21 protein-coding genes are annotated in these 22,289 nt (G+C 36.1%); 1 reads left to right on the forward strand and 20 read right to left on the reverse strand.

Annotation, left to right across the window (positions count from 1 at the left end; genetic code table 11):
• Positions 1-97 precede the first annotated feature (97 nt).
• The gene (locus HNS40_RS19035; RefSeq protein WP_172283847.1) at positions 98-394 is read left to right on the forward strand and encodes a hypothetical protein; all 297 of its coding nucleotides are present in this window, start codon (positions 98-100) and stop codon (positions 392-394) included.
• 29 nt (positions 395-423) lie between these two features.
• Here the strand turns inward: HNS40_RS19035 and HNS40_RS19040 are convergent, their stop codons facing one another.
• The 20 genes from HNS40_RS19040 to HNS40_RS19130 form a co-directional block, all read right to left on the reverse strand.
• Entirely contained in the window at positions 424-828 is a 405-nt protein-coding gene (locus tag HNS40_RS19040; RefSeq protein WP_371742962.1) for a DUF4143 domain-containing protein, read from the reverse strand.
• Positions 829-1,085: 257 nt separating this feature from the next.
• Positions 1,086-2,300 (reverse strand): PQQ-binding-like beta-propeller repeat protein, encoded by a 1,215-nt coding sequence (locus tag HNS40_RS19045; RefSeq protein WP_172283851.1) that lies wholly within the window; start codon positions 2,298-2,300, stop codon positions 1,086-1,088.
• Between the two features lie 345 nt (positions 2,301-2,645).
• Positions 2,646-3,557 carry a transporter gene (locus HNS40_RS19050; protein ID WP_172283853.1) on the reverse strand — a complete coding sequence of 304 codons (912 nt, stop codon included), beginning with the start codon at positions 3,555-3,557 and terminating at the stop codon, positions 2,646-2,648.
• A 50-nt stretch (positions 3,558-3,607) separates the two neighbouring features.
• Positions 3,608-3,733, reverse strand: a complete 126-nt coding sequence (locus HNS40_RS23555; protein WP_256367559.1) for a hypothetical protein — start codon at positions 3,731-3,733, stop codon at positions 3,608-3,610.
• 2 nt (positions 3,734-3,735) lie between these two features.
• Positions 3,736-4,929 (reverse strand): FMN-binding protein, encoded by a 1,194-nt coding sequence (locus HNS40_RS19055; protein ID WP_172283856.1) that lies wholly within the window; start codon positions 4,927-4,929, stop codon positions 3,736-3,738.
• A gap of 167 nt (positions 4,930-5,096) precedes the next feature.
• On the reverse strand, positions 5,097-5,405 hold the full coding sequence (locus HNS40_RS19060; protein WP_172283858.1) for a hypothetical protein: 309 nt from the start codon (positions 5,403-5,405) through the stop codon (positions 5,097-5,099).
• A 19-nt stretch (positions 5,406-5,424) separates the two neighbouring features.
• The gene (locus HNS40_RS19065; RefSeq protein WP_172283889.1) at positions 5,425-6,882 is read right to left on the reverse strand and encodes a reductive dehalogenase; all 1,458 of its coding nucleotides are present in this window, start codon (positions 6,880-6,882) and stop codon (positions 5,425-5,427) included.
• 1,277 nt (positions 6,883-8,159) lie between these two features.
• Positions 8,160-8,972 (reverse strand): DUF4249 domain-containing protein, encoded by an 813-nt coding sequence (locus tag HNS40_RS19070; RefSeq protein ID WP_172283860.1) that lies wholly within the window; start codon positions 8,970-8,972, stop codon positions 8,160-8,162.
• Positions 8,973-8,982: 10 nt separating this feature from the next.
• Positions 8,983-11,322, reverse strand: a complete 2,340-nt coding sequence (locus HNS40_RS19075; RefSeq protein ID WP_172283862.1) for a TonB-dependent receptor — start codon at positions 11,320-11,322, stop codon at positions 8,983-8,985.
• 87 nt (positions 11,323-11,409) lie between these two features.
• Positions 11,410-11,718 carry a 4Fe-4S dicluster domain-containing protein gene (locus HNS40_RS19080; RefSeq protein WP_172283864.1) on the reverse strand — a complete coding sequence of 103 codons (309 nt, stop codon included), beginning with the start codon at positions 11,716-11,718 and terminating at the stop codon, positions 11,410-11,412.
• Positions 11,719-11,740: 22 nt separating this feature from the next.
• Positions 11,741-12,235, reverse strand: a complete 495-nt coding sequence (locus HNS40_RS19085; RefSeq protein WP_172283867.1) for a DUF4405 domain-containing protein — start codon at positions 12,233-12,235, stop codon at positions 11,741-11,743.
• 7 nt (positions 12,236-12,242) lie between these two features.
• The gene (locus tag HNS40_RS19090; RefSeq protein ID WP_172283869.1) at positions 12,243-12,605 is read right to left on the reverse strand and encodes a hypothetical protein; all 363 of its coding nucleotides are present in this window, start codon (positions 12,603-12,605) and stop codon (positions 12,243-12,245) included.
• A 42-nt stretch (positions 12,606-12,647) separates the two neighbouring features.
• A complete protein-coding gene (locus HNS40_RS19095; protein ID WP_172283871.1) occupies positions 12,648-13,988 on the reverse strand; it encodes an OsmC family protein in 1,341 nt (446 codons plus the stop codon).
• Positions 13,989-14,005: 17 nt separating this feature from the next.
• Positions 14,006-15,916, reverse strand: a complete 1,911-nt coding sequence (locus HNS40_RS19100) for a carboxymuconolactone decarboxylase family protein (protein ID WP_172283873.1) — start codon at positions 15,914-15,916, stop codon at positions 14,006-14,008.
• A gap of 24 nt (positions 15,917-15,940) precedes the next feature.
• On the reverse strand, positions 15,941-16,585 hold the full coding sequence (locus tag HNS40_RS19105) for an NAD(P)H-binding protein (protein ID WP_172283876.1): 645 nt from the start codon (positions 16,583-16,585) through the stop codon (positions 15,941-15,943).
• Positions 16,586-16,676: 91 nt separating this feature from the next.
• The gene (locus HNS40_RS19110) at positions 16,677-17,546 is read right to left on the reverse strand and encodes a helix-turn-helix domain-containing protein (RefSeq protein WP_172283878.1); all 870 of its coding nucleotides are present in this window, start codon (positions 17,544-17,546) and stop codon (positions 16,677-16,679) included.
• A gap of 52 nt (positions 17,547-17,598) precedes the next feature.
• Positions 17,599-18,537 (reverse strand): helix-turn-helix domain-containing protein, encoded by a 939-nt coding sequence (locus tag HNS40_RS19115; RefSeq protein ID WP_172283880.1) that lies wholly within the window; start codon positions 18,535-18,537, stop codon positions 17,599-17,601.
• Between the two features lie 229 nt (positions 18,538-18,766).
• The gene (locus tag HNS40_RS19120; protein WP_172283882.1) at positions 18,767-19,615 is read right to left on the reverse strand and encodes an NAD(P)H-binding protein; all 849 of its coding nucleotides are present in this window, start codon (positions 19,613-19,615) and stop codon (positions 18,767-18,769) included.
• Positions 19,616-19,704: 89 nt separating this feature from the next.
• Entirely contained in the window at positions 19,705-20,799 is a 1,095-nt protein-coding gene (locus tag HNS40_RS19125; RefSeq protein WP_172283884.1) for a hypothetical protein, read from the reverse strand.
• 168 nt (positions 20,800-20,967) lie between these two features.
• Positions 20,968-21,834 (reverse strand): AraC family transcriptional regulator, encoded by an 867-nt coding sequence (locus HNS40_RS19130; RefSeq protein WP_172283886.1) that lies wholly within the window; start codon positions 21,832-21,834, stop codon positions 20,968-20,970.
• Between the last annotated feature and the right edge of the window lie 455 nt (positions 21,835-22,289).

The raw sequence follows: 22,289 nt of genomic DNA on the forward strand, positions 1-22,289 counted from the left end.
AAATATTTAGGAAAATTAATGTGTGAAAATGAAACAAATTAATGTGTAAATTTAGCCTAGAAATTATAGCTGTTCACACTGGCACAATAACGTCGGTATGACTGGCACAATAACGCCGGTATATCCAATAAACAGGAAAATGACTTTCAAATTTACCAAGGATAGTTTGTTTGTTTTTAATTCCACAGGTCAATATACCAAAGGAGCTTGGGAATTAAGTAAAGATAATCAAGTGATAAAAGTAACTGTTGACAATGAGCCACTTAATTTGTTTTTCATGAATTTAGAAATGAATGAGAATTTGCACTTGAGGTTTAAAGGATATGGAAATATCATCGATATTTATAATGGATGTCAAATAGACCAGTTGGATTTGGAATTAAGTAAGGAATAAAACTATATTGAGAATAACATTGGCAAAACTTAACCCTCAAAAACCCTATTAACAACCACAAAATTCAAAACAGAATAATCATCACTCTCAAAAACCAAATCACCAGAATAAATCACATAACCTTTGGTAGCTTTGGGACTTAGCTTTTGGAAATATGACACTCCTTTTACAAAGTTTTTATTGAATGTCATGGCCGATTTGATTTCGATGGGGATTAATTGTCTTCCTGCTTGATGAATTACATCAACTTCTGTATGATTGCTATCCCTGTAGAAATATAGGTTTGGATCTTCACCTTTATTTAGTTGATGTTTAAGTAATTCAATTATAACTAGATTTTCAAATATTTGACCAAATAATGGATCTCTAGAAATTTGACTTTCAGTGTTTATCCCCAACAAATATCTTAGTAAGCCAACATCAGTGCTGTATATTAATTAAAATACGAGTCAATATTATGTAATATTGATATTCAACTTCAAAAATACATAATTTATTTGAACTTGAAATATGTATAGTTTTATCTAAAACCAAATAGTTAGCATTCAATAAGAAATAGCATATTGAATTTCCCTGTTTGCCCCGACCCCAAGGGGAGACAGGGAAAAGTTTCTGCAAATTATTAGAGATTAGTGAGCCCAAATAAAACAATTCGTGAAAATTAGCCTAATCAGCTAAATTCGTGGACCTCTTATTTTTCAGCAATATCATAAACCATCAAAGAATGATCATGACGAACATAAAGCTTCTTGTCATAAATCACCAGATGGGCCCAATGCCATTTTTCTCCATAAGGAACATCGAAGGTAGAAACCAAACTATAATCGTTGCTCTTTGGGTCTACAATACCCACTGTTCCCGCTTCGCTATAACAATAGAGGAGGCCATCGGCGTAAATGATGTTTCCATTTTTAAACATCCTGCTTTTATATAACTCTTCACCAGTTTCCCAGTCGAGGCAGTGCCAGGATTTTTTATCTCCGGAGCCGTAAATTCTCCCGTCAACTAAAACTACTCCACCCATTCTATCATCGAGGGTAGTATTTCTCCACAGCTCAGTTACCGATTTACCATCCTCCGAAATTTGAAGCTGAACGCCTCCTTTTCCATAGCCACTTACGATATAAACTTTTCCATCTTGATAGGTAGGTGCATTGGCCTGAACAGAATATTTATTGGGATGTTCGAAGGTCCATAAAACCTCACCAGAATTCGCATCTAAACCTAATATCGATTCAGCTGTTTGAGTAATGAGTAAACGAGTGGCTCCACGATCGATTACTATAGGCGAACAATAGGCAGAAATCTCACTATTTCCCTTTGAACTCCAAATCAATTCACCCGTATCTTTATGAAGAGCTAGAATATTATCCTTTACTCCACCTGGAGTTACAAATAGCTTTTCTCCATCTATCAATAGGTTTTCTGTAACGCCCCACTTAATATTTATGCCATCATAATCATTGAATAAATCCGTATCCCAAACTATTTCACCATCCTCAGTATTCATACAGGCTAAATAACCATAGGAGCTCATGATATATAGTTTATCACCATGAATAAGAGGAGTAGAACGGGTTCCCTCGAAGTTATCCATCCACTCTTTCCCAATAGATGCTTGCCATATTTTTTCCCCTGAATGGTTTAAGGCTACCACAAATCCATTTCCATCCTCATCAGTTCCAGAAGTAAAAACTCTATCACTAGTCACCGCTGCCGAACCATGTCCCAAGCCTAAATCATCATAATGCCATAGCATTTCTGGACCCGTTTCTGGCCAAATCTTCATTAATCCCTTGTCTGGATATTTTCCATCTCTATTGGGACCACGCCATTGTGCTACTTCTTGAGCTATCAAACCACCTATCAAAAGGCTTAATGTAAATACAAAAATCACTCTCTTCATCTTCTCTCCTATTTGTTCGTTGTCAATTGTTTACAATAATAGTGATTTTTTTGAGAATTGAAAGGGAGGAAGTTAGAAGCAGGAAGTCCGAAGTTTGAAGCATGAGGTGGGAAGACCGGGGAAAGCTGAAATTTAGGGACTGAAACTGGCAGAAAGATATTGGAAGACGGATGATCGATGTGGGAGTATGAATATTAAATAATGTCACAAAACTCAGAGGTATAAATCCCAAAAGAGAAACCATATATTTATGATTTCTCTTTACGGGGAATAAACAAAAAAATAACTCAGAATACTATTCTAAAAGGCTCTTAGAAACCTTCTTGAATAGGAAATATTGTCAAATTAAAAAGCTTTAAATAAGGATAAACATAATGTTGTCCCTTGAGAGCGATCTATAGCGCCAAATTCATAAAGGCCTCTTAATTCGAGATTCAATTTTATTTTAGGAATGAAACATTGTACTTCTGGGCCTACACTAAAAATCTGATCCTTAACCGTTGGGTCCCAAACCACATCGTCTCCTTTGTCTTCAGTAAGCTGCCAATGGGCATAACCCGAAGCTCCAACGGTCCAGATAACTTTTTTCATAATCGTTTTACCAATTCCCCACTCAAAAGTAAAATCATTTCCCGCTGTGATATCATAATCTTTCTTTTTACTATGCATTTCATAGCGAGATAAAAGAGAGGCTGTCCATGTTCTATTGGCATCGAAATAATAAGTTCCACCGAATGTCAGCATTCCAGTCCAAAAGCCTTTGCCTGGAGCAGCGGGTTTAGTAGGGTCATATTCTGTAACTGGCACTACTGCACCTACACCAAAAGCGATATCAAACTTGGGTTTATTCCATGACAATACCATAGGGTCGAGGATAATATCACCCACACCAAACTGTGTAGCATCCACACCAAAGGCAGCAATACTGATATCAGTATTTACTAAAGGTACAATAACATTAACGGCGTAATTAGCACCCCAAAGCACATCTTCCCAAACATGTACAAAACGATGTGCATTAACAAATACATTTACATCGAAACCTATATCAGCTTTATCTCCATTTCCATCATAAGTTGCATTTGCAGTATAAAAAACATTATGCATAATGTAATAATTTCCTGGAGGAGGCAAGGTTGCCGCTTTAATCCCCATAATACCTGGCACATAATGACCTGTTTCTTGAGCATATACTTTTGTTGTAGCTGTACCGATGAACATTAAACAGATCAGTATCAATTGTAGTCTTCTTTTCATAATAATTCCCTTTTTTTGTTTTGATTTATAATTCGATTCATTTTAAATACCTAGAATGTCAGGTTATTATAGATACTTGTTAAGAGCTGAAGGATAACTAAAGCTAAACAAATCATCACAACAATAATAACAACAATACTTCCTAAGCTATTACTCCTACTAACTTCTGTATTCATTTTCATACATTTTTATGCTTTTGCATACTTCCTTTCCATTTTCCCATGACCAAACCTCGCAAATGAGAAAAATGATCGGTTACTGGACCTAATGGACATAAATAAGTACACCATGGTCTTTTGATAAACATAGAAGCAACTAATATGATTCCCAATATTGCAAACTGAAAATTGCTTCCAGTGAGTTTAAATAATGTTCCAAATATTTCATAACTCGTCACCCCTGGATTTCTCAATAGCAAAGCCATAATAATTGCAAATAGTGTGATGATTCTTAAGCTCCACTTGAATATATTCTTGAATTTCCCTACCGATCGATGTTTGGCACCTCCAACCAATCCCATACATTCTTGTGCCGCTCCAAACGGACAGAACCACTGACAATAAGGATTTTTATTATCCACAGTAAACACAAAGAATACTCCAAAAAGCAGCATATACCAATACAAATGTGAGTGTAGCGGAGGAAAGTAGCCCAGAAGCAATTGGTTGATCATAGAAAGTGTGAAGGGTTTATTATAGAAGAATCCGAGGACAAACAAGCCCACGAGCATAGTCCCCCAACGCGCTATCTTTTTGTATTTGAAGGTTTTTTTGTGAGCAAAATAGCCTATTGCAAACAGTAAGATGAGTACCATTTCAGCACCACCAAACTGTAGACTAGGGCTTTCTTTTTCTGGAACATCAAAACCCAAAACCTTGGCGGAAACAAACCTATCACCCATTTTTGAAGCTTCCAAAATGGCATTTGAAGAATAAGTAGCACTGGAAATACCATCTATATCAACTCCTATTGTATAGGTATCGGTGAATGATTTACCAATAATATCATCCAGAAAATCGGTATCTAAAACTTTTTCTAAATAGGATGGGGTTTCTTTGGAGCTTACCACAGCCAAATCAAATATTTTCCCATCTTGATCAACTGCTACGGCCATTTGTAATGGACCACCATAACCCATTGCCGATTCTACACTGAGATAGCCCAACACCATATCTTCAGCATTATATATTTTATAAGTTGAGGATTCAAGCTCTTCAAATTTGGCAATATCTGGCATCTTTTCTTTAATCGTAGATAAGATATCAGCATTCTCAACTAAGCCACCAGCTATCCATGCTGCTATAATGAATAGCATAGCAATAAGGGTCAGCCAAGCTTCTCTTTTCTTTTTTACTTTTTGGTGATTATACATGATAGGGTCATTGAATATCAAATATTCATGTTAAAAATGTCTCTAATAAGAGAGCATTGTGATTTAAAATAGAAGAGGAAAATCCGAATTCGAAGTATTACTATATCAAAACAAATAGCTTTGCTTTCCTAAATAAATAAGAACCCGGACTTTCCATAAAACATAAATTAACTTCCCTGTTTTTTTAAATACCTCTTATTTATAGATCGGTATAAGAGCACTGCCATTATTAATATGGGGATTCCCATAAAAACGATAGTAAGCCATGCTGCTTGAGGTTCAAACTCTTGAAAAGAAGCTATAAAAGTCTGACCCATAAACATAAATGCAATATTGCATAGAATCAGTAATATCCATTCATACCACACTAATTTCAATGATAGATTCTTAAGTGTTTGCCATATCATTACAGCTCCGCCACCCATTAAAAAACCAAGTATAATATACCAGAACCAAATCCAACTAACTAATCTCATGATGTTTCTCCTTTTAAATTTACGAACGTGATTTATCTAGACCATAAAGTGGGATATCCATTGGATCTATGTCCCATGGTGTTTTATCAAGATCTGGCTCTTTACCATATCCGAATATATCATCCATTTTTCTAATGGCACCATTTAGTGCTGGAGCAGAACCAATAGAAATACGTATCAGGTCGTGCAGCACCGCTTCATCGAATTTTGTGAAAGGACATACCGATTGACAACGGCTACAATCCGGCTCTCCTCCTAACATATAGGAGTAGCATTTCTTACTATCCATATACCAGCCTTTAATTCCTTCGGCTTGCATTTTTGCTTGACCTCCCCAGAATGGCTTATCTTCCATACTAATGGCACCAGAGGGACACATTTCTCCACATTTCTTGCAAGCTTCACAAAATTTGGTAATACCTGCATCAATAGGTTTTGTAACAGCTAGAGGAAGGTCTGTGATGGTCACCATTACTGTTCTGATATTAGTTCCAAATTGAGGGCTAACAAGTATTCCAGCTCTACCATACTCACCCATACCCGACATTACTCCAAATCCTACTAAACGACCTACAGATTCTGTGTCTCCACCGTAGGATTGATAACCTAATCCTCTGAGGAATACACTTATTCTATTGGCATATATATTGGCTCTTGAATAGCTCATGGTATTACTGGAAGCCCAGCTCATACGCTCCGTATACTGCTGCATCCATAAAGATTGAGGAATCACCGCACAAACAGCCCATAAGTCTTTATCTGGTAATACAAATTTATTCTTTGATGGGTCAGCATAACCTTTCTCCACATTTTCGAATTGGATTTTTCCCCAAAGTAATTTCTTGGTTTTTTCGTCAAGCTTCACAAACCCCATATCGGCAGCACCCATGATCCTTCCTGCAGATCTCATCATTCTGGAATTTTCCTCTGGCGTTCCTTTGTGTTTAGGAACCCCATATTGTTCGGGAGTATAAAACATCGTAGGATGTTCCCATTGTGGATTGGATTTTACATCAGCTCCGGTCCATGGTGCAGCCAAATCGGCTCCTGAACGTCCGCCCCATCCCCAACAGTTAGCATCAGCTAATGCCCTATCTTTTAGGGAAAGCCCTGGAACATTTTCCCGAACATTTTTTGTAGTAGATTCGATATTCCTTTTATAGATTTCAAAATAATCGTCGGGATTTTCCCATGAAGCAGGGTTGAATAATGTGTTCTCAGGTCCTTGGAACATCTCGAAATTGTCCCAATCAATTTTCACGGTGGGCTCATCTACTTCTTTTACCCAGAAAGGTAATTTGCGTTCCGCTAATGGGGATGCCATCATTTCATCGAGGTCTTTGAATCCATCCTCTCCTATTCCTGCAGCATGTAATCCTGCAGCACCAAGTCCAAGAGCTCCTGCTCCCAAACCTAACATTTTCATGAAATCTCTACGACCTACTGTTGAGTGATATTTCTTATTTGACTTTGCCATTTCTTAAAGTTTTAGTTCGACACCATAATCATTTCATTACTGAAATAATACAAATGCAAATTTAAGACCCTGGCGGATTGTTTATAAGATAACAATAACGGAATTTATGGTACTTTTCAACGATAACAGAAAACACCCCTTAAAAACGAATCATTTCTAACACAATAAAAAAAGATTTTAGCAAATAAAACACAAGGTTTAAATACTGCTTCACAACACTCTAGAACACTAAAACGTCAATAAAGAAACTATCACAGCATCTTAAAACGATTTTCTCCATCATTAACAAAATGGTACAAAGCAACAGGCTTATGGTGTTTTTCAACAGGCAACAACAAGCTTAATATTTAAAAAAACACATCAGTCACCAAAGAACAATATGCTTTGGAACCCATGTGTTTATCAACAAAAAGAAATTCTAAATCTATCTCTACACCTGATAGGCGATGATAGGTATCAACTTTACTGAGTCATCTTTAAAATTATGGGGAGTATATTGACCTTAATTTTCTACTTGCCCTAATGTTACGGATTAATGATTAACTCTATTGGAAAAAAATTTCATTCACTATTTAGTCAAATGAGGAATCTTGAACCTTATGGCAATCACAAATCTCTTGTTCTAATATCAGTTATTTGTTGTACTTTTAGGTCAAAAGTACCAAAACCTTGTCCAAACAAATTCCCTCCCTCCTCTATAAAAATGATGATTTTTTAACGCAAAGTAGAAAAACAATGACAATGGAGGCTTCAAATAGCATTCAGAATTTCGATATCATCCCTTGATATTAGTATTTCCTTGTCATTATTTTAAAACGTAAACGCCTTAGCGAAAAATCTATCATTTTTACATTCACCACCTTGCTGGCCTCCCTGTTTGGACTGGCCTTCCCGCTATCTCCGAATTAAGAAACTAGAAATTAGTGAGCAATAGAGTTTCAAATAAAAACTAATGGTATGAAAAAATACTCTTTATCCCCCCGCAGAAGTTTATAAAGACTTCCATGGGAAGTCTACTCCGCCTTATCAGAAAGTTGTTTAGCGGAGCAAATGGATTGAAGGAAACAAAAACAATATTGTTTGACGCTCGTTAGTGACAATCCACAGGATGTCACTATAAGTAGGAGTTTATTGTTTTTCCGAAAATCCATTTGTGGAGTAGACTTTCTGATACAGCGGCTGTTTTTGCATCACTTTTTCGAAAAAGTGATGAGAAAAAGTATTTATACATGTATTATAATGGTGTTTACTCCCCATAGCTTTTAATGTGTCCCACTTTACTCTACCTGTGTATCATACTCCACCATTGACCAAGCTGCAAAATATCCCAAAACTTCAGTTCCAAAATTTGATTCTGGATTATAAGGGTTAGACGAACCACCCATCATCCCACCCTCCGCATCATTCAACTCTGAGTAATAGTCATAGGTATCCTCATCGATAGTGTATAATTGTATTCTTAGTTCATCATCCATTTCGAAATTTAGGCGAAAAGGGGAATATTCAATTAAACCCGTATTTTCATAATAACTATCATCTACCAAATAATAGCTATTGGTTTCCAAATCCCCATTAATCCAGTATTTAAATAAATAGTAATTATTGGTTAGAGGATCATCCTCAAAGTTTATGGTGATGGTATAAGATTCATCTTGACCAGGCTTTAGGTTTTCATTTTCCTCAAAACTAACAGACCGTATTTCACTGGGTGGGAAAAGCTTGGAGCTGGCTTTATATTCAATCCCATTATTTAAAATGCTAATGGTATACTGATCATTAAAAGCGCCTATTAAATCACTACCTTGATATAAACCCTCAGATATATATTCTAGTATTTCACTATGTCCCACATTATCTGTAATAGTCACAGTTGCTGTAGACTCAAATCTAGCCTCTTCGGTTTCAAAGTAATCTGTGGTATAAGTGAGTCGTATCCAAGCTGGGGATTCATTATCTATCACACCTTCTGCAACTAAAACGGGATTAGATGAGTTCAGGTCTATGTCTATCACCTCTTCGCAGGAGCTCAAAAAAACCACCAGGAACAGGCCAAATATATTTCTTAATTGTATTGAATAATATTTCATCATTAGTCTTTTTTTAAAATTTAAAATTCCATGTAACTGAAGGCACTATACCAAATAAGCTGAGCTTAACAGCTTCGGTTTGGCCAGGATTTGTCTCACTTTCTTCAAAGGTGATAGAATAAGCATTATAGCGATTATAAGCATTATATAAGGAGAAATCCCAACTGGACTGAAACCTTTTCTTCTCTTTTCCTTTAAGGTGAAGATTTAAATCGAGGCGATGATAGTCGGGCATTCTATAGCTATTTCTTTCGGTATAATAGGACCAAATCTGATTGTCGTAATCATATTTTCCACTGGGGAAAGTAACGGCATTACCAGTATAATAAATCCAAGCAGCAGAAATAGATAATCGTTTATTGATTTCAAAATTAGCAACTATAGAAAGGTCATGGGTTTTATCTATTTTTGAAGGATACCAATTATTATTATTGATGCCATCAATCTTATTTTCGGTACGCGCTAAGGTATAACTAATCCAACCATTAAAGCGACCATATTTCTTCTTCAAATAAAATTCAGCACCATAGCTTCTCCCTTTACCTTGTAGAATATAAGCTTCAATATTTTCATTCAGCATAATATCTGTTCCATCTTCATAATCGGTTACATTATTTATGTCTTTATAATAGGTTTCAACGGAGAATTCATATTTATTATCAGCGAAATTCTTGAAATAACCCAAGGCATATTGCGAAACACTTTGTGGTTCAATATTAGAGGAGCTAGGCACCCAAGTATCTGTGGGCTGACCAGAAGTACTATTGGACAATAAGTGCAGATATTGAGCCATTCTATTATAGGATAATTTTATGGCACTGGATTCGTTTAGTTGATAATTTAATGAAAGCCTAGGTTCAATATCCCAATAGGTTTGCATGAGCTCTCCATCTCCAAAATATACCGAATCTACTTTTTCATTATTCTCATTATAAGTATTAGTCCACCCTTCACCCATTTGATTAAACATGGAAAAGCGAAGGCCATACTCTGCGGAAAGTTTTTCTGTTATTTTTTGATTATTTGAAATATAGGCCGCACTTTCATAGGCTTTGGTTTTATCCAAAACAATCTCAGTAATATCAGAATCGGTATAGAGCAATTCACCAGGATTAAAAGTATGATGCTTAATATTCAGTCCAAATTTCAAGGTATTCAAAGGATTAAGGTAATAAGTAAGGTCTTCTTTAAATCCGATATCTTCGATTCCAGAACTCATACTGGCATCACTACCCATACTGAAACCATAATCGTATTTGCTATATATGATACTGGTATTGGAAAATAGCTTACTGTTAAACAAGTGATTCCATCGGAGTGTTCCGGTAGTATTACCCCAATCCATTCCCATATCCTCAAAACCAAATTCATCTTTACCAAAATAACCCGATATAAAAACTCGGTTATTATCATTTATTTTATAATTCATTTTGGCATTCAAATCATAGAAATACATGTTCATGTCATCATCAAAGAAACCTGCGCTTTTAGCCACTAGGTCTGCATAACTTCTTCTTCCTGAAACAATGAAAGACATTTTATCTTTGATAATGGGACCTTCTAGGGTTAAACGAGAAGAAATCAATCCAATTCCTCCAGAAGCAGAAAACTTCTGATTATTCCCATCCTTCATGCTGATATCTAAAACTGAAGATGCTCGTCCACCATAATTAGCTGGAATACCTCCTTTATAGACCGTAATGTTTTTCAAGGCATCGGAATTAAAAACGGAGAAGAAACCCATTAAGTGAGAAGCACTATATACAGGAGCCTCATCCAATAAAATGAGATTTTGATCAATAGAACCTCCTCTAACACTAAAACCACTTCCTCCTTCGGATGTGGTACTAATACCTGGCAATAATTGTATGGTTTTGAGGATGTCCTTTTCACCCATAAAGACCGGGATTTTTTCAATTTGCTTCATATTAAGCTTCTCAACACTCATTTGTGTGGAGCTAATATTTTCATCTAGTCTTTCGGAGGTCACTTCCACCTCTTCCAATTCATTACTACTGGGTAATAGTTTAATATTTATGGTTTTATCCCCATTAAAATCCACATCTATGGTTTGCGCTTCAAAGCCCATATAGGAATAGGTAATGCTATGTTTTCCTTCTGGAATGGATAGAGAATAGAAGCCATATACATTAGAAGTTGTACCCATCGAGGAACTGGATTCCCAAACTGTTGCACCAATTAAATCTTCCCCATTTTCAGCATCCGTTATTCTTCCACTGATGGTAAATTGTTGTGCAAAAACCGAGGGTCCTGCTAGCATTATTAAAAGGAAAACTGCTAATAAGCTAGCAGGCTTCCGCTCAAAGTCTTTTTTGTTTTTATCTTCTCTCATTCTAATTATTGTTAATTCTGAACTTCCATATGTATATTATTGAGTTTTCAATAATCAATACAGGTCCATGGTCCAAGGTTTTTAGGTCTATCGTTTTACTTTGTGAATAGCAAATTCATGGCAGCCTTTCATACATATCCCACATGCTGTACATAAATCCTGATTGATAACTGCTTTCTCACTGCCATTTATCATCACTTTTAAACGGCCTTTAAACGGTAGTTTCTTCACTTCTTTATCATTAAGTGTTTTCATATCAATGGCCGAAAATGGACAAAGCTCTATACAGTCTCCACAGCCATCACAGGATACTTCATCAACGCTGACAATTCCATTCTTGATACTTAATTCTTCTTTTAGCTTTCCAGCTATCATTCTCTGTTTAAACTTATTCATGGTATATAATTATTATTTTTTACTAGTTTTTTATCATTGCTTTTTTCGTCATATTTACCAGCCACTTGAAATAACTAAGCAAGTGGATGAAAAAGAAAACAATCAGCAGTAATCCCAATTTATTATGAATCCCCAGCATCATTTTTGCAGCATCGGACTCTCCTAAGAAAAGCAATGGGATAAACGAAGTGAGGAGGGTAAATAAAAACACAATCACCAAAATCAAATTCCTGACCCAGTATTTATTTTTCAATTGACCAGAGAATAGCTTTTTAAACCATGTCAAATGTAAACTTAAGTGTATGCCCACCAATACAAAGGAGATAATTGCAGAAACCACATGGATTTTGAGCCAGGATTCTCCATCTAGTCCAAGAGACGTTTCAGGATAGGGTTTGCCTGTATGGTATATCAGCATGATAATGCCAGTAAACAATAACATTAGAAATGGCAACAGCATGGCTATATCTATATAATAATTGCGTTTAGCCTTTGAACTATTATTTTTTGTTTTCATCTTTTAATTATAATTGATTATTATTTTTCTTTTTGTTGGTTCCAATCTTTAACCCAAATCGTATAGCGATAAACATCACTGCTATAGAAATGATAATTACTCTTTCAGAAATATGATACTCAGATGTTTCTCCCACATAAACAGAAGTCCATTCAGCTGCTTGGTTTAACAGTAGTTTTATCACATAGCGCAGCAGAAAAAACAAAGCAAGCATCAAAGGAATCATCCCATATTTTAAAGAAGGATATTTGTTCAAAACAGGAAACCACTCTTTTAATTTACTATAAAGGCTGGTGAATTTGCTGGTGATTCTCTTATAAATCCACAGTAATACAGCCTCTCCTTTTCTTAATAATGTTGTATCACTCATCTCTTAATTATTTAATCTTATTAAATCGAAATACTAGCTCAACTAGTCCACCTGCTTTCCATTCAAATAACACTTTGTGAACATATCTGTAGCTCCTTTAAAAGCTTCACCCGCAAAACACATGGATAAAGATTGCTGATAAAAGCGATTCAATCTCTCCTCTGATTCATCAGACTCAATCATCACACTGGAATGGACAACATCTGCAAAGCCAGCCATAGTAAGCGAGTCAACATTCTCTTCACGATAATCAATTTGTTGCTCCACACGAAAATCATTATGGTCTAGGTCTAACATAGCGGTCACGAGAGTCATTTGTGACGTGAGGCATAAAGCAGTTCCTGCAGTCACATATTCTAAAGATGTTGGAGCCATGGGAATTTCATCGGTTCCATTGAACTCGTCGGAATATAGTTCCCAAGTTTCAGAATTAGAAGTATTGAAAGAAACGGTGATTTTTTTCAATGAAGGCCTGTCTGCATTTCCAGCTGTCTCAGAGATGGCTAGAATTTCGAATACCAAATTGGAGATATCATCCATGGACTGGTTCCCTATACCTTTAACCACTTGGTTGATATATTCTGATTGCTTTGGTCCGTCGGTGATGTGAATCACTTTGAGTCCATCTACAACAGCCTCATCGGTAAGAGTGGTTCCGGGACTTGCACGATAATTTTCCCAATTTTCTCCATTCACCACTAAAGAGGGTTTAATGATTGTTGGGTTTTTCATCCCTTCTCCTGCAGCCCATGCACTCAATGCCATTTCCTTTAAGTTCTTGATGGTTTCTTCAGACTCCTTACTTTCAATAATGATATTTGTATGTGTTTCGTCCAGAAAACCGACTGCTTCGGCAGACATCATATTTTCCCAGCGAAACTTATTCAAGACCTCAACTCTCACCTCGTCCAACTCAATATTAAGAATATCAGCAGCACGAAGGATTTGGGTATGAAGATTTGCAGCTACTCCTGAGGTCAAATAACTAAGTGGTGAAGGACCAAAACTATTTACACCCTCCTCAAAACCCTCATCTGCAACCAATTGCCAACCCTCATAATTCACTACACCATTGGGTTGTACCATGGCTTTTTTTAGCATCTTTGATTTTTCATTTTTCACCATTTCTGTAATCACAGTGATATTACTATTATTATCATGGCTATTGGTTTCAGCCACTACAGGTTTAAATGAACTGGGTTGTGGAGCTGTTTTATTCCTATCTAAGGTTTGGTATTCCTGATAGCTATCATAACTATCTCCTTTTAGCATCATGAAAGTCATCATATTTCTTTGTTCACTTGGCATCGAAAACCAAATAATGCCTACTATTACTGCTGCTGCAAGTACAATCCCTGTGATTATTTTATATCCTTTTTTCATCTTTATTATCTCCTTAATTATTTAATCAATATTCCGTTTTGGTAAACCCCAATCTCTGTAGTGGTAGCGCCTGTAATCGCTTCTCCGGCAAAACAGGTACCTAATGCTTGTTTGGCATAATCGCTCATTACTTTCTCACTGACCTTGCTATTAATCAGAATTCTTGTTACAGCCCCATCCACATGACCTGTAGCCGATGGTGTCATATAATCACCTACCTGATAGTTGAAATGATGTTCTACACGATAGTCATCGAATTCAATTCCTTGATGCTTGTAGAACTCTGACCATCCGGTTAGTTGACTCATCAGACATAAAGAAGTTCCTGCGGTAAAATAATCGTTTGAGCTAGGCGCCTTGTCTACTCCTTCATATCCTCGGCTGTCATCCGCATAAATATCCCATGAAGCATAATTTTCCTGAATAGCTTTGATATTTACTTTATGTAGATAGGGTCTTTGGACATCATTAGCAGATTCAGAAATGCTTATGACTTCGAATAAAAATGGATTGGTGAATTTTTCCATGCTCACCTCTTTTCCAAGCTCAAAACTCTGGGGTTCTGGTTGCTCTCCTTTAGCGCTAATCTTCATATTATTATCATAAGAATCAGAACCCTTAACTTTCCCTACACTGGCAGATTCTGTTTCCCATATTTGGGTATTAAACACAAATTTTGCATCTACAGGAGTAGGGTTGATAATACATTCTCCAACAGCCCAGGCCTGGACTGCCATTCTCTTCACTTCCGCAATTTTTTCAGGAGCCTCCTCACTTTCTATTAAAATATTGGCCACCACTTTATCAGTATACCCTTTCCATTTTGGGGTAAAAGGTTCATCAAACCTAAAAAACACTTGAGCTTCTACTTTTGCACTGACAACCTCTAAATCCATTATTTTTATGGCCTGCTCTACCTGAGTTAATAAACTAGATGAAATACCGCCTACCATATAACTCAATGGATTAGGAGCTGATTGCTCGTAAGTATGTCCGCCTTCGTCACAAAGGAGTTCCCATGGACTAAAGCCCTTTTCCCCAACAGTTTGTACCTTTACTTTTTTCAGCATCACTGTTTCTTCATTTAGAACTCTGGAGGAGGCTGTCAGCACACTTTCTATATAAGCTCCGTTTACAGCCTTGGCCTCGCTAGGCTGAAATCCTGCTGGCCTTGGGCTCAAATCCGATCTAGAAATAACAGCATATTCCTTTGAAGTTTTGTTGCTCGGTATTTCGATTTTGTTCGCATCCTGAGCAAATGTAGTTCCTCCAATCAGCATAAGGGCGAATAAAGCAGTCATAGCGCTTGCTTTTTTCTTGCTTGGCAGAATTGGCTTGTTGGCATCTTTCTTTTTGAATAATTTTTCGAACCAAAGCTGGATAATTGCAAAAGGAAGCATCACAAAAATTCCCAAAGCAATGCCCATCTCATTGCTGAACTTGCTGTCTTTCATTTTTTTGCCTTTTATTCTGCTTTGAAGCGCATCTAAGGAAATACCATGGATATTGCCAGCCATAATCACTTTTATATTGGCCAGTATGTCTTTTGACTTCTGCTCTCCATAATGCGGTACAAAGTTTTCATAGGTTTCTTTATCCGGATTTCCATCGGTATCGGCATAGTGTTGGGCAAACATTAATGCCAGTGATTCATCGTTTCCAATTTCACCCAACTCACCATTCAACATGGCAGTTAATTCAGCTTCGGAGGTTCCTGCATCAATGGCATTTTTTGAGTGTAAGTAGTTGCAATATCTGCAACCATTTACCTGGGTTACTGCCAGCATTATTTTTTCGCTGAATGCTTTACTCACATGTCCTGTTTTTCTTGACTTTCTTAGGTCAGAAAAGCTTGCAATTGCAATTTTCAAATGTTTGTAGAAAGTTGCTGTTGTAAATATTTTTGCTTTTAATTCTTTAGATTCCATCTTTCTTTTTTTTAAAATTCTCTATTATTTGGTTCCCACTACTGGTGCCTTCTTGAGCCATTTATCTTTAGTCATTTCAGTAATCATAAAATCGCTTAGCTGATTCAAATCAACCACTGTCCCAGAAAAGTTAGTATCATCCACACAGAATCGACCTTTTGCTTTTTCCTTAATTCTAGGCACGCGTATGCTTGTCCAGTCTAAAGGGCTTTGTTCCAGCAATTGAAGCTCTCTATCTTTTATATGAATAGTTGATTTAGATTCTGCTTTCAAAGTGACGCGTAGCAGTCTGCGAGCTAGTGGAAGTTTCTCCTTATCCATTATCACTCCAGCATCTGAAATATTCAACCAGCGTGATTGTTTATTGATATCCATTTGTTCAATGATAAAAGCTAAAGACTTGATATAATTATTTTCGTCTTCAGGGGAAAGTTCAGTAAAAAGAGGAGGGCCAATAGTTGAAAGAATCGCTTCGGAACCTTCCAAGACCTTTTGCAATTTGTTTTTGTCGAAATAATTTCCATCCACGACTTCAACAAACTTGATAAGTTCCCCTAATTTTTCTTTTCTTCGGACCAATACTTTTACCCTAAAGCCATTATTTATAGCTTTTTGCAAGAGGTTTCTACCTAATGGGCCAGTTGCTCCTAAAATACTTATCTGTTTCATCTTTATTCATTGAATGATTAGGATGCAAAGATGCGGTGAAAAGCAGGTTTGAGAAAGGTCAATAAGAGCGGAAGAATGGTTAATCTATAACCTAGGCCAAAGTATTACGGAATTCAACAGGCGTTAATCCGGTATGTTTCTTGAAATATTTGAGGAAATTTGTAGGCTCACCAAAGCCAATGGCAAATGCAATTTCTTTTACGGAAAGCGAGGTAGAAACCAACATTCGCTTGGCTTCTAGAATGACGTAAGCATCAATAAATGACTTTGCTGTACTTTTCACAACTTTCTTACACACTTCGTTTAAATGCTTATAAGAAATAGAAATATCTGAGGCATAAACCTTGGCATCTCTTGTGTTTGCGAAGTTTTTCTCAACGGAAAGTTTAAAAAGGTCAAAATAATCCAAGTATTTATTGTCAATTGAAATCGGAGATAATCGCTTATTCTGATCATTTAATTTGAGAAGGTATATACTCAGTATGGAACCCACAATATTGGGTAGAGAAGAAGAATCCGTTTTTAAGTCCTCATTAAGTACTGCCAATAAGCTTTGATTGCGATCGGGGTTATTGATTTTTTCTTGATTTAGAAAATAATTATACAAATGGTTAATCTGAGCGATGGTAGATTGGGCCATATACTTTTGCATAAAAGCTTCGGTAAAAACCACCAAATATCCTTTATACTTAGCATTTTCTTCAAAAGCATGGGTCTGTCCTTTTGAAATAACCATAACATCATTTTTCCGGAGTGTATGCACCTCAAAATCTACAATATGGTTAACTTCACCATCCGTAATGATTAAAATGGCATAAAAGTTCAATCGATGAGGCTTATAGGGATTATGATCACTAGGCTTTAAATCATCGTTTATTAAGTCTTCTAATTTGAAAAATTGGAATCCCTTTATTGGTAATATTTTATCTTTCCAAAAGCTTATTTCCGGGATTTTCTCCATATCCATTCATCCTTAATTTCTTTCTATCCCATATTTAGGTGTCCAACTCTTATCAGAGGCTGATTTGATATTTCTCTCTTATTCCTTCCCTGTATTTTAAAGGAGTCAAACCCGTTTCTCGCTTGAAAAACCTGCTAAAATAAGAAGTATCTTCAAAGTTTAGGGTATACCCCACTTCTGCAGTGGTCATCTCTGTATTAGCGAGCCTACGTTTGGCTTCAAAGATAATCTCTTGGCGAATAATCTGACCAGGAGAATAGCCTGTAATTTCTTTAACGGTATCTCTAAGGTGAGTCGTACTTATCCCTATTAAATCGGCATATTCTTGAACATTCCGAACGGTAAGATAATTCTCGGAAACCAATTGTCTGAATTTACGAACCATAATATTGGTAGAATCCAAAATATTGGTGGGTTGCTTCAATGCATAAATACGGAGCAAATGAACCAGTAAAACATGCACATATGCACGAAGAATAGAAAGACTACAATCCGACTTTCTTTCGAATTCTTCATTAATATTAGATAAAATCTCATTTACTTTGGCCTCATTTTCTTTATCTATAGCAACACAAGGAGTCTGACTGAGACTATTAAATATTAGCAAATCATCTTCATAATTAAAATGTGCTCCTGGTGGAATAAGAAATTCCCTTGGAAATAGTAAAACCTTCCCTCTTAATGCCTTTTCAAGTTGCCAAAAGTGAATTTGTCCTTTAGAAAGAAAATAAAAAGCTGGAGATTTTACCTGATGAGGTTCGTAATCCACAATATGCTCACCAGCACCATCCTCCAGAAAAATGATTTCATAATAATCATGACGATGAGGAGAAGTGGTCTGAGCCCTATCCTGCATAATATCAAACTGAGTCATGATAAAAGGAAAACTCGGATTGATGCTCAGAGCAGGGCTTCCATCATCTATGTTTACGTATTTATGCGTGTCCAAATAATGGTGAAATGGGATGTCTTCTTTTTTATTTGAATTCATGATATACTGATCAATTAATACTAATTACTCATTTTATAAAGCGATAAATTATAGCCAAATTTTTCATTTGATGTGGGTAGAAATGAGCTAGCTTCTTTCAAATAAAGTATGCACCCTCATTATGGCTACTAAGATAATCAAATTGTGGAAATACAGAATGAGAAAAGGGCTAATCATTGCTAATTACCCCTTGTTCGAAAACGTATGCTAAATACTAAAAATGCTTTCCCTATTTCGCTAGATACTCTTGAATCATTTCCTTTGCTGAATGATGTTCTCTGCCTGTAACTTTTAAGAAATCGGAATGTGCATCATACTTTCCCGCATTGATTCCTTCGTATATTCCGCCAATAACGGTTCCCAAAAATTCACCCAAAGCAGCTTTTCTTTGCTGAGTATATTCTGCTACAGAAACTGATTGATACTTCAAATGAGTTCCATAAACCGCATTGATGGAATCGGCCAATTCTTGCTGAGTGATGGATTCGCCATACATATTGTAAGTACCACCATTTAAATCATCTTTAATGAGGAGATTATAATAGCCGAAAGCCAATTCTTTACGAGAAGTATAGCCACATTTACCATTGCCAGCACTATTGATAATACCACCTTCTTTCTCGTAGGTCTCAATATACTCCAAATCGGGCTCTATATAAATCCCATTTCTTCCTATGGCCCAATCCAAACCTGAGTTTTTAACATCCTCTTCGGTTTGTCTGTTGCTGGCTACTACCGGACTAAAGGCATTACCCTCCTCTGCTCCCATAATACTGGTATATACAATCTTTTTCACCCCGTTTTCTTTAGCAGCTTCAATCACATTTCTGTGCTGTTGAATTCGCTTGTCGGGATGGTCCATTCCAGATACTAATAAAACGGCATCTACTCCTTTCAAAGCCTCCACAAATTCTGCTTTATTATTATAGTCTCCTCTTCTGATTTCCACATCCAAGAAGGCTGCTTTTTCTGGAGTTCGAGCGATTCCTATGACGTTTTCTTTTCCTATTTCCAGCTTGAGGTGTTCTATAATAGTAGAACCTAAATTTCCGCTTGCTGTTGTTACTGCTATTTTCATGGGTTTCTTTTTAAAGTTAATCTGTTGAACACCTCGAATCTAATGTAAGTTTATCTTCAATATGCTCAACAGATTGTTTTTATTATTATTTATTTCAAATCAATAGTAAAAGCGGCACCTGGTTGGAAATTAAATCCCTCTCCAATTTCTACTACCAATATCTTATCCGAGTCAATTCGTAAATTTACGGCATTTTCTGTAGAAGAGAAAGAAGTCACACCATGAGCTTCGTCAAATGTAAAGTAATACCTATCATAAACACCCTCTTCGAGTACCCTGTAATTTTGGCTCCAGAAATAATCGTTGGCATCTGGCAACAGGACATAGTCTATTGAATTCTCATTTATATCGATGGAATATAAACCATTGACCATCATCCCTCCATTCCCGCTTAAATCAATTTTCAAGAAGTCAGGAAATTCTACCGAACTATAATTTACATCAGCACTTAAATCTAATCCATCGTCACCTAAAGATACTCCTTCGATTATCACACCACGGGTTAAATCCAAACCATCTTCACCAAGGTTTGAGCCAAAGGCATAATCTAAATAGGAAGAAAAAGAAACCTCTGCAACTTGAGCATCATTATAAGTATTTCGCATAGTGATAACATCTCCTTGTACTATAGGCGCATTGGCCGCATCCTCCGCTCCTAAAGCAATGGTAAAAGCTGCTCCAGGTTGAAACTCAAAACCCTCACCCACCTCAACAACAATTATATTTTCAGAGTCTATTCTTAAATGAATGGCTGGATTATCGCAAGTAAAAGAACCCACATTATGATTTTCTGCAAAGGTGAAATAATATCTATCATACACACCCTCCTCTAAGGTTCTATAATTATTTTTCCAAAATAAATCCTCACTGTCTGGTAACAGAGTAAATTCAATAGTATTTGCAGTAAAATTGATCGCATACAAACCATTTATCACTGGACCTGCAGCTGAACTTAAGTCAGCAGCTAAAGCCTCTGGGAATTCCACTTCAGAACCATAAAAAGCATAATCGAGATAGGCCGAGAAAGAAATCTCAGGAACATGAGAATCATTATAGGTATTTCTAACTGTTACTGTATTACCCTCGGTAACCAAAACGGTTTCATCTAGTATTACATCATCCTTATCACAAGCAGTAAAAGCAAATAAACTTATCATTGCCATCAATAGTAATTTTCTTGTCATTGTTTTCATCTTTATCTTTGTTTTTAATTATGCTGCAAAGATGTGGCGAAAAAAGACCCTAGGAAAGGTGAAAACATGATTATAAATGGTTAATCTATGCAACACCCCTTTAAAAAACAATTCCTAATTAGGCTTATAAAGTCACTTTAAGGCTTTTTATCCAGATTTCTAATCACCTCTATTTCTAAATTGAAATGGAGTTTCTTTAGTATGTTTCTTGAAAAATTTCGTGAAATTAGTTGGCTCTTCAAAACCAAGAACAAATGATATTTCTTTGACTGAAAGCGAAGTAGTTACCAGCAACCTTTTAGATTCAAGCACCACATAACTGTCGATAAAAGACTTCGCAGTATTCTTTGAAACCTCCTTACAAACTTGATTCAAGTAACGATAAGTAACCGATAAATCAGAGGCATATACTTTGGCATCACGCGTTTTTGAAAAGTTCTTTTCTATCAGAAGCCTAAACTGGTTAAAGTAATCCAAACTCTTAATATCGATAAAATGTGTAGTATTCATATTTTTGTCGTTTAATTTAAGAAGGTAGATACTGAGTAAGGCGCCAAACAAGTTAGGCAGTAATGGAGAATGATTTTTAGATTCCTTTTTAAGAGTGCTTATGAAAATTTGACTATTTTCTAAATCGTTAATCTTTTGGTGCTTTAAGAAGTAATTATACAAATGCTTAATCTCTGCAATAGTAGACTGAGCTATATATTTATGCATAAACTCTTCCGTGAATAGTACTAGATAACCATAATATTGAGAAAACTCATCAAAAGCATGTATCTGACCCTTTGAAATAACCATCACATCCCCTGCTTGTAGATGGTGAACCTCAAAATCGACAATATGATTCACCTCTCCATCTGTAATTATCAAGTTGGCAAAAAAGTTTAAACGATGTGGTCGGTATGGGTTATGATCTATGGGTTGCTCAGAAGTTTGAAATAGTCCTTTTAACTCAATAAGTTCAAAGCCACTTATTGACTGCTCCTTATCTTTATTAAAACTTATTTCCGGAATATCCTTCATAAACCTTAGTATGGGTTGGTGAGTTTAAAACAATATATTATATGTAAAAAATAGGTCATGCTATGTGGGGACTAAGATATAAAATTAACATCAATGTAGGTTAGTATGTGTACCATGTCATTTTTTATCGATGAGGCTTTTCCAATAACACCATAGAATAAAAGTTACTAATCAGTAAGAATTACTATAGTTTAATTTCCCCTGATTTCCCCAACCCCAAGGGGAGTCAGGGAAAAGATTCAGCAAAATGATTAGATTGAAAAATTTGATTTTCTATTCTAATTTGATTTTTGAAACTAAAATCTGATTTTTTTGGCTCCCCATGGGGCATTAGCGTTAACTTAAGCTGTCTATTTTTTTAAGTTACAGATATACATATGATTACAAGACTATTTCTTTCTGACTTCTTTGTTTTTTACTCTTTTTAATACAAAGGTGTTTTTATCTTCAAGCAC

The sequence above is a fragment of the Lentimicrobium sp. S6 genome (genome assembly GCF_013166635.1).
Classification (GTDB): domain Bacteria; phylum Bacteroidota; class Bacteroidia; order Bacteroidales; family UBA12170; genus UBA12170.

Excerpts from the sequence above, each read along its gene's own strand:
- HNS40_RS19050 (WP_172283853.1), bottom strand. The coding sequence starts at position 3,557 with ATGAAAAGAAGACTACAATTGATACTGATCTGTTTAATGTTCATCGGT.
- HNS40_RS19070 (WP_172283860.1), bottom strand. The coding sequence starts at position 8,972 with ATGATGAAATATTATTCAATACAATTAAGAAATATATTTGGCCTGTTC.
- HNS40_RS19105 (WP_172283876.1), bottom strand. The coding sequence starts at position 16,585 with ATGAAACAGATAAGTATTTTAGGAGCAACTGGCCCATTAGGTAGAAAC.
- HNS40_RS19065 (WP_172283889.1), bottom strand. The coding sequence starts at position 6,882 with ATGGCAAAGTCAAATAAGAAATATCACTCAACAGTAGGTCGTAGAGAT.
- HNS40_RS19085 (WP_172283867.1), bottom strand. The coding sequence starts at position 12,235 with ATGAAAACAAAAAATAATAGTTCAAAGGCTAAACGCAATTATTATATA.
- HNS40_RS23555 (WP_256367559.1), bottom strand. The coding sequence starts at position 3,733 with ATGAATACAGAAGTTAGTAGGAGTAATAGCTTAGGAAGTATTGTTGTT.
- HNS40_RS19055 (WP_172283856.1), bottom strand. The coding sequence starts at position 4,929 with ATGTATAATCACCAAAAAGTAAAAAAGAAAAGAGAAGCTTGGCTGACC.
- HNS40_RS19095 (WP_172283871.1), bottom strand. The coding sequence starts at position 13,988 with ATGAAAAAAGGATATAAAATAATCACAGGGATTGTACTTGCAGCAGCA.
- HNS40_RS19045 (WP_172283851.1), bottom strand. The coding sequence starts at position 2,300 with ATGAAGAGAGTGATTTTTGTATTTACATTAAGCCTTTTGATAGGTGGT.
- HNS40_RS19110 (WP_172283878.1), bottom strand. The coding sequence starts at position 17,546 with ATGGAGAAAATCCCGGAAATAAGCTTTTGGAAAGATAAAATATTACCA.
- HNS40_RS19125 (WP_172283884.1), bottom strand. The coding sequence starts at position 20,799 with ATGACAAGAAAATTACTATTGATGGCAATGATAAGTTTATTTGCTTTT.
- HNS40_RS19130 (WP_172283886.1), bottom strand. The coding sequence starts at position 21,834 with ATGAAGGATATTCCGGAAATAAGTTTTAATAAAGATAAGGAGCAGTCA.
- HNS40_RS19120 (WP_172283882.1), bottom strand. The coding sequence starts at position 19,615 with ATGAAAATAGCAGTAACAACAGCAAGCGGAAATTTAGGTTCTACTATT.
- HNS40_RS19080 (WP_172283864.1), bottom strand. The coding sequence starts at position 11,718 with ATGAATAAGTTTAAACAGAGAATGATAGCTGGAAAGCTAAAAGAAGAA.
- HNS40_RS19090 (WP_172283869.1), bottom strand. The coding sequence starts at position 12,605 with ATGAGTGATACAACATTATTAAGAAAAGGAGAGGCTGTATTACTGTGG.
- HNS40_RS19035 (WP_172283847.1), top strand. The coding sequence starts at position 98 with ATGACTGGCACAATAACGCCGGTATATCCAATAAACAGGAAAATGACT.
- HNS40_RS19100 (WP_172283873.1), bottom strand. The coding sequence starts at position 15,916 with ATGGAATCTAAAGAATTAAAAGCAAAAATATTTACAACAGCAACTTTC.
- HNS40_RS19115 (WP_172283880.1), bottom strand. The coding sequence starts at position 18,537 with ATGAATTCAAATAAAAAAGAAGACATCCCATTTCACCATTATTTGGAC.
- HNS40_RS19075 (WP_172283862.1), bottom strand. The coding sequence starts at position 11,322 with ATGAGAGAAGATAAAAACAAAAAAGACTTTGAGCGGAAGCCTGCTAGC.
- HNS40_RS19060 (WP_172283858.1), bottom strand. The coding sequence starts at position 5,405 with ATGAGATTAGTTAGTTGGATTTGGTTCTGGTATATTATACTTGGTTTT.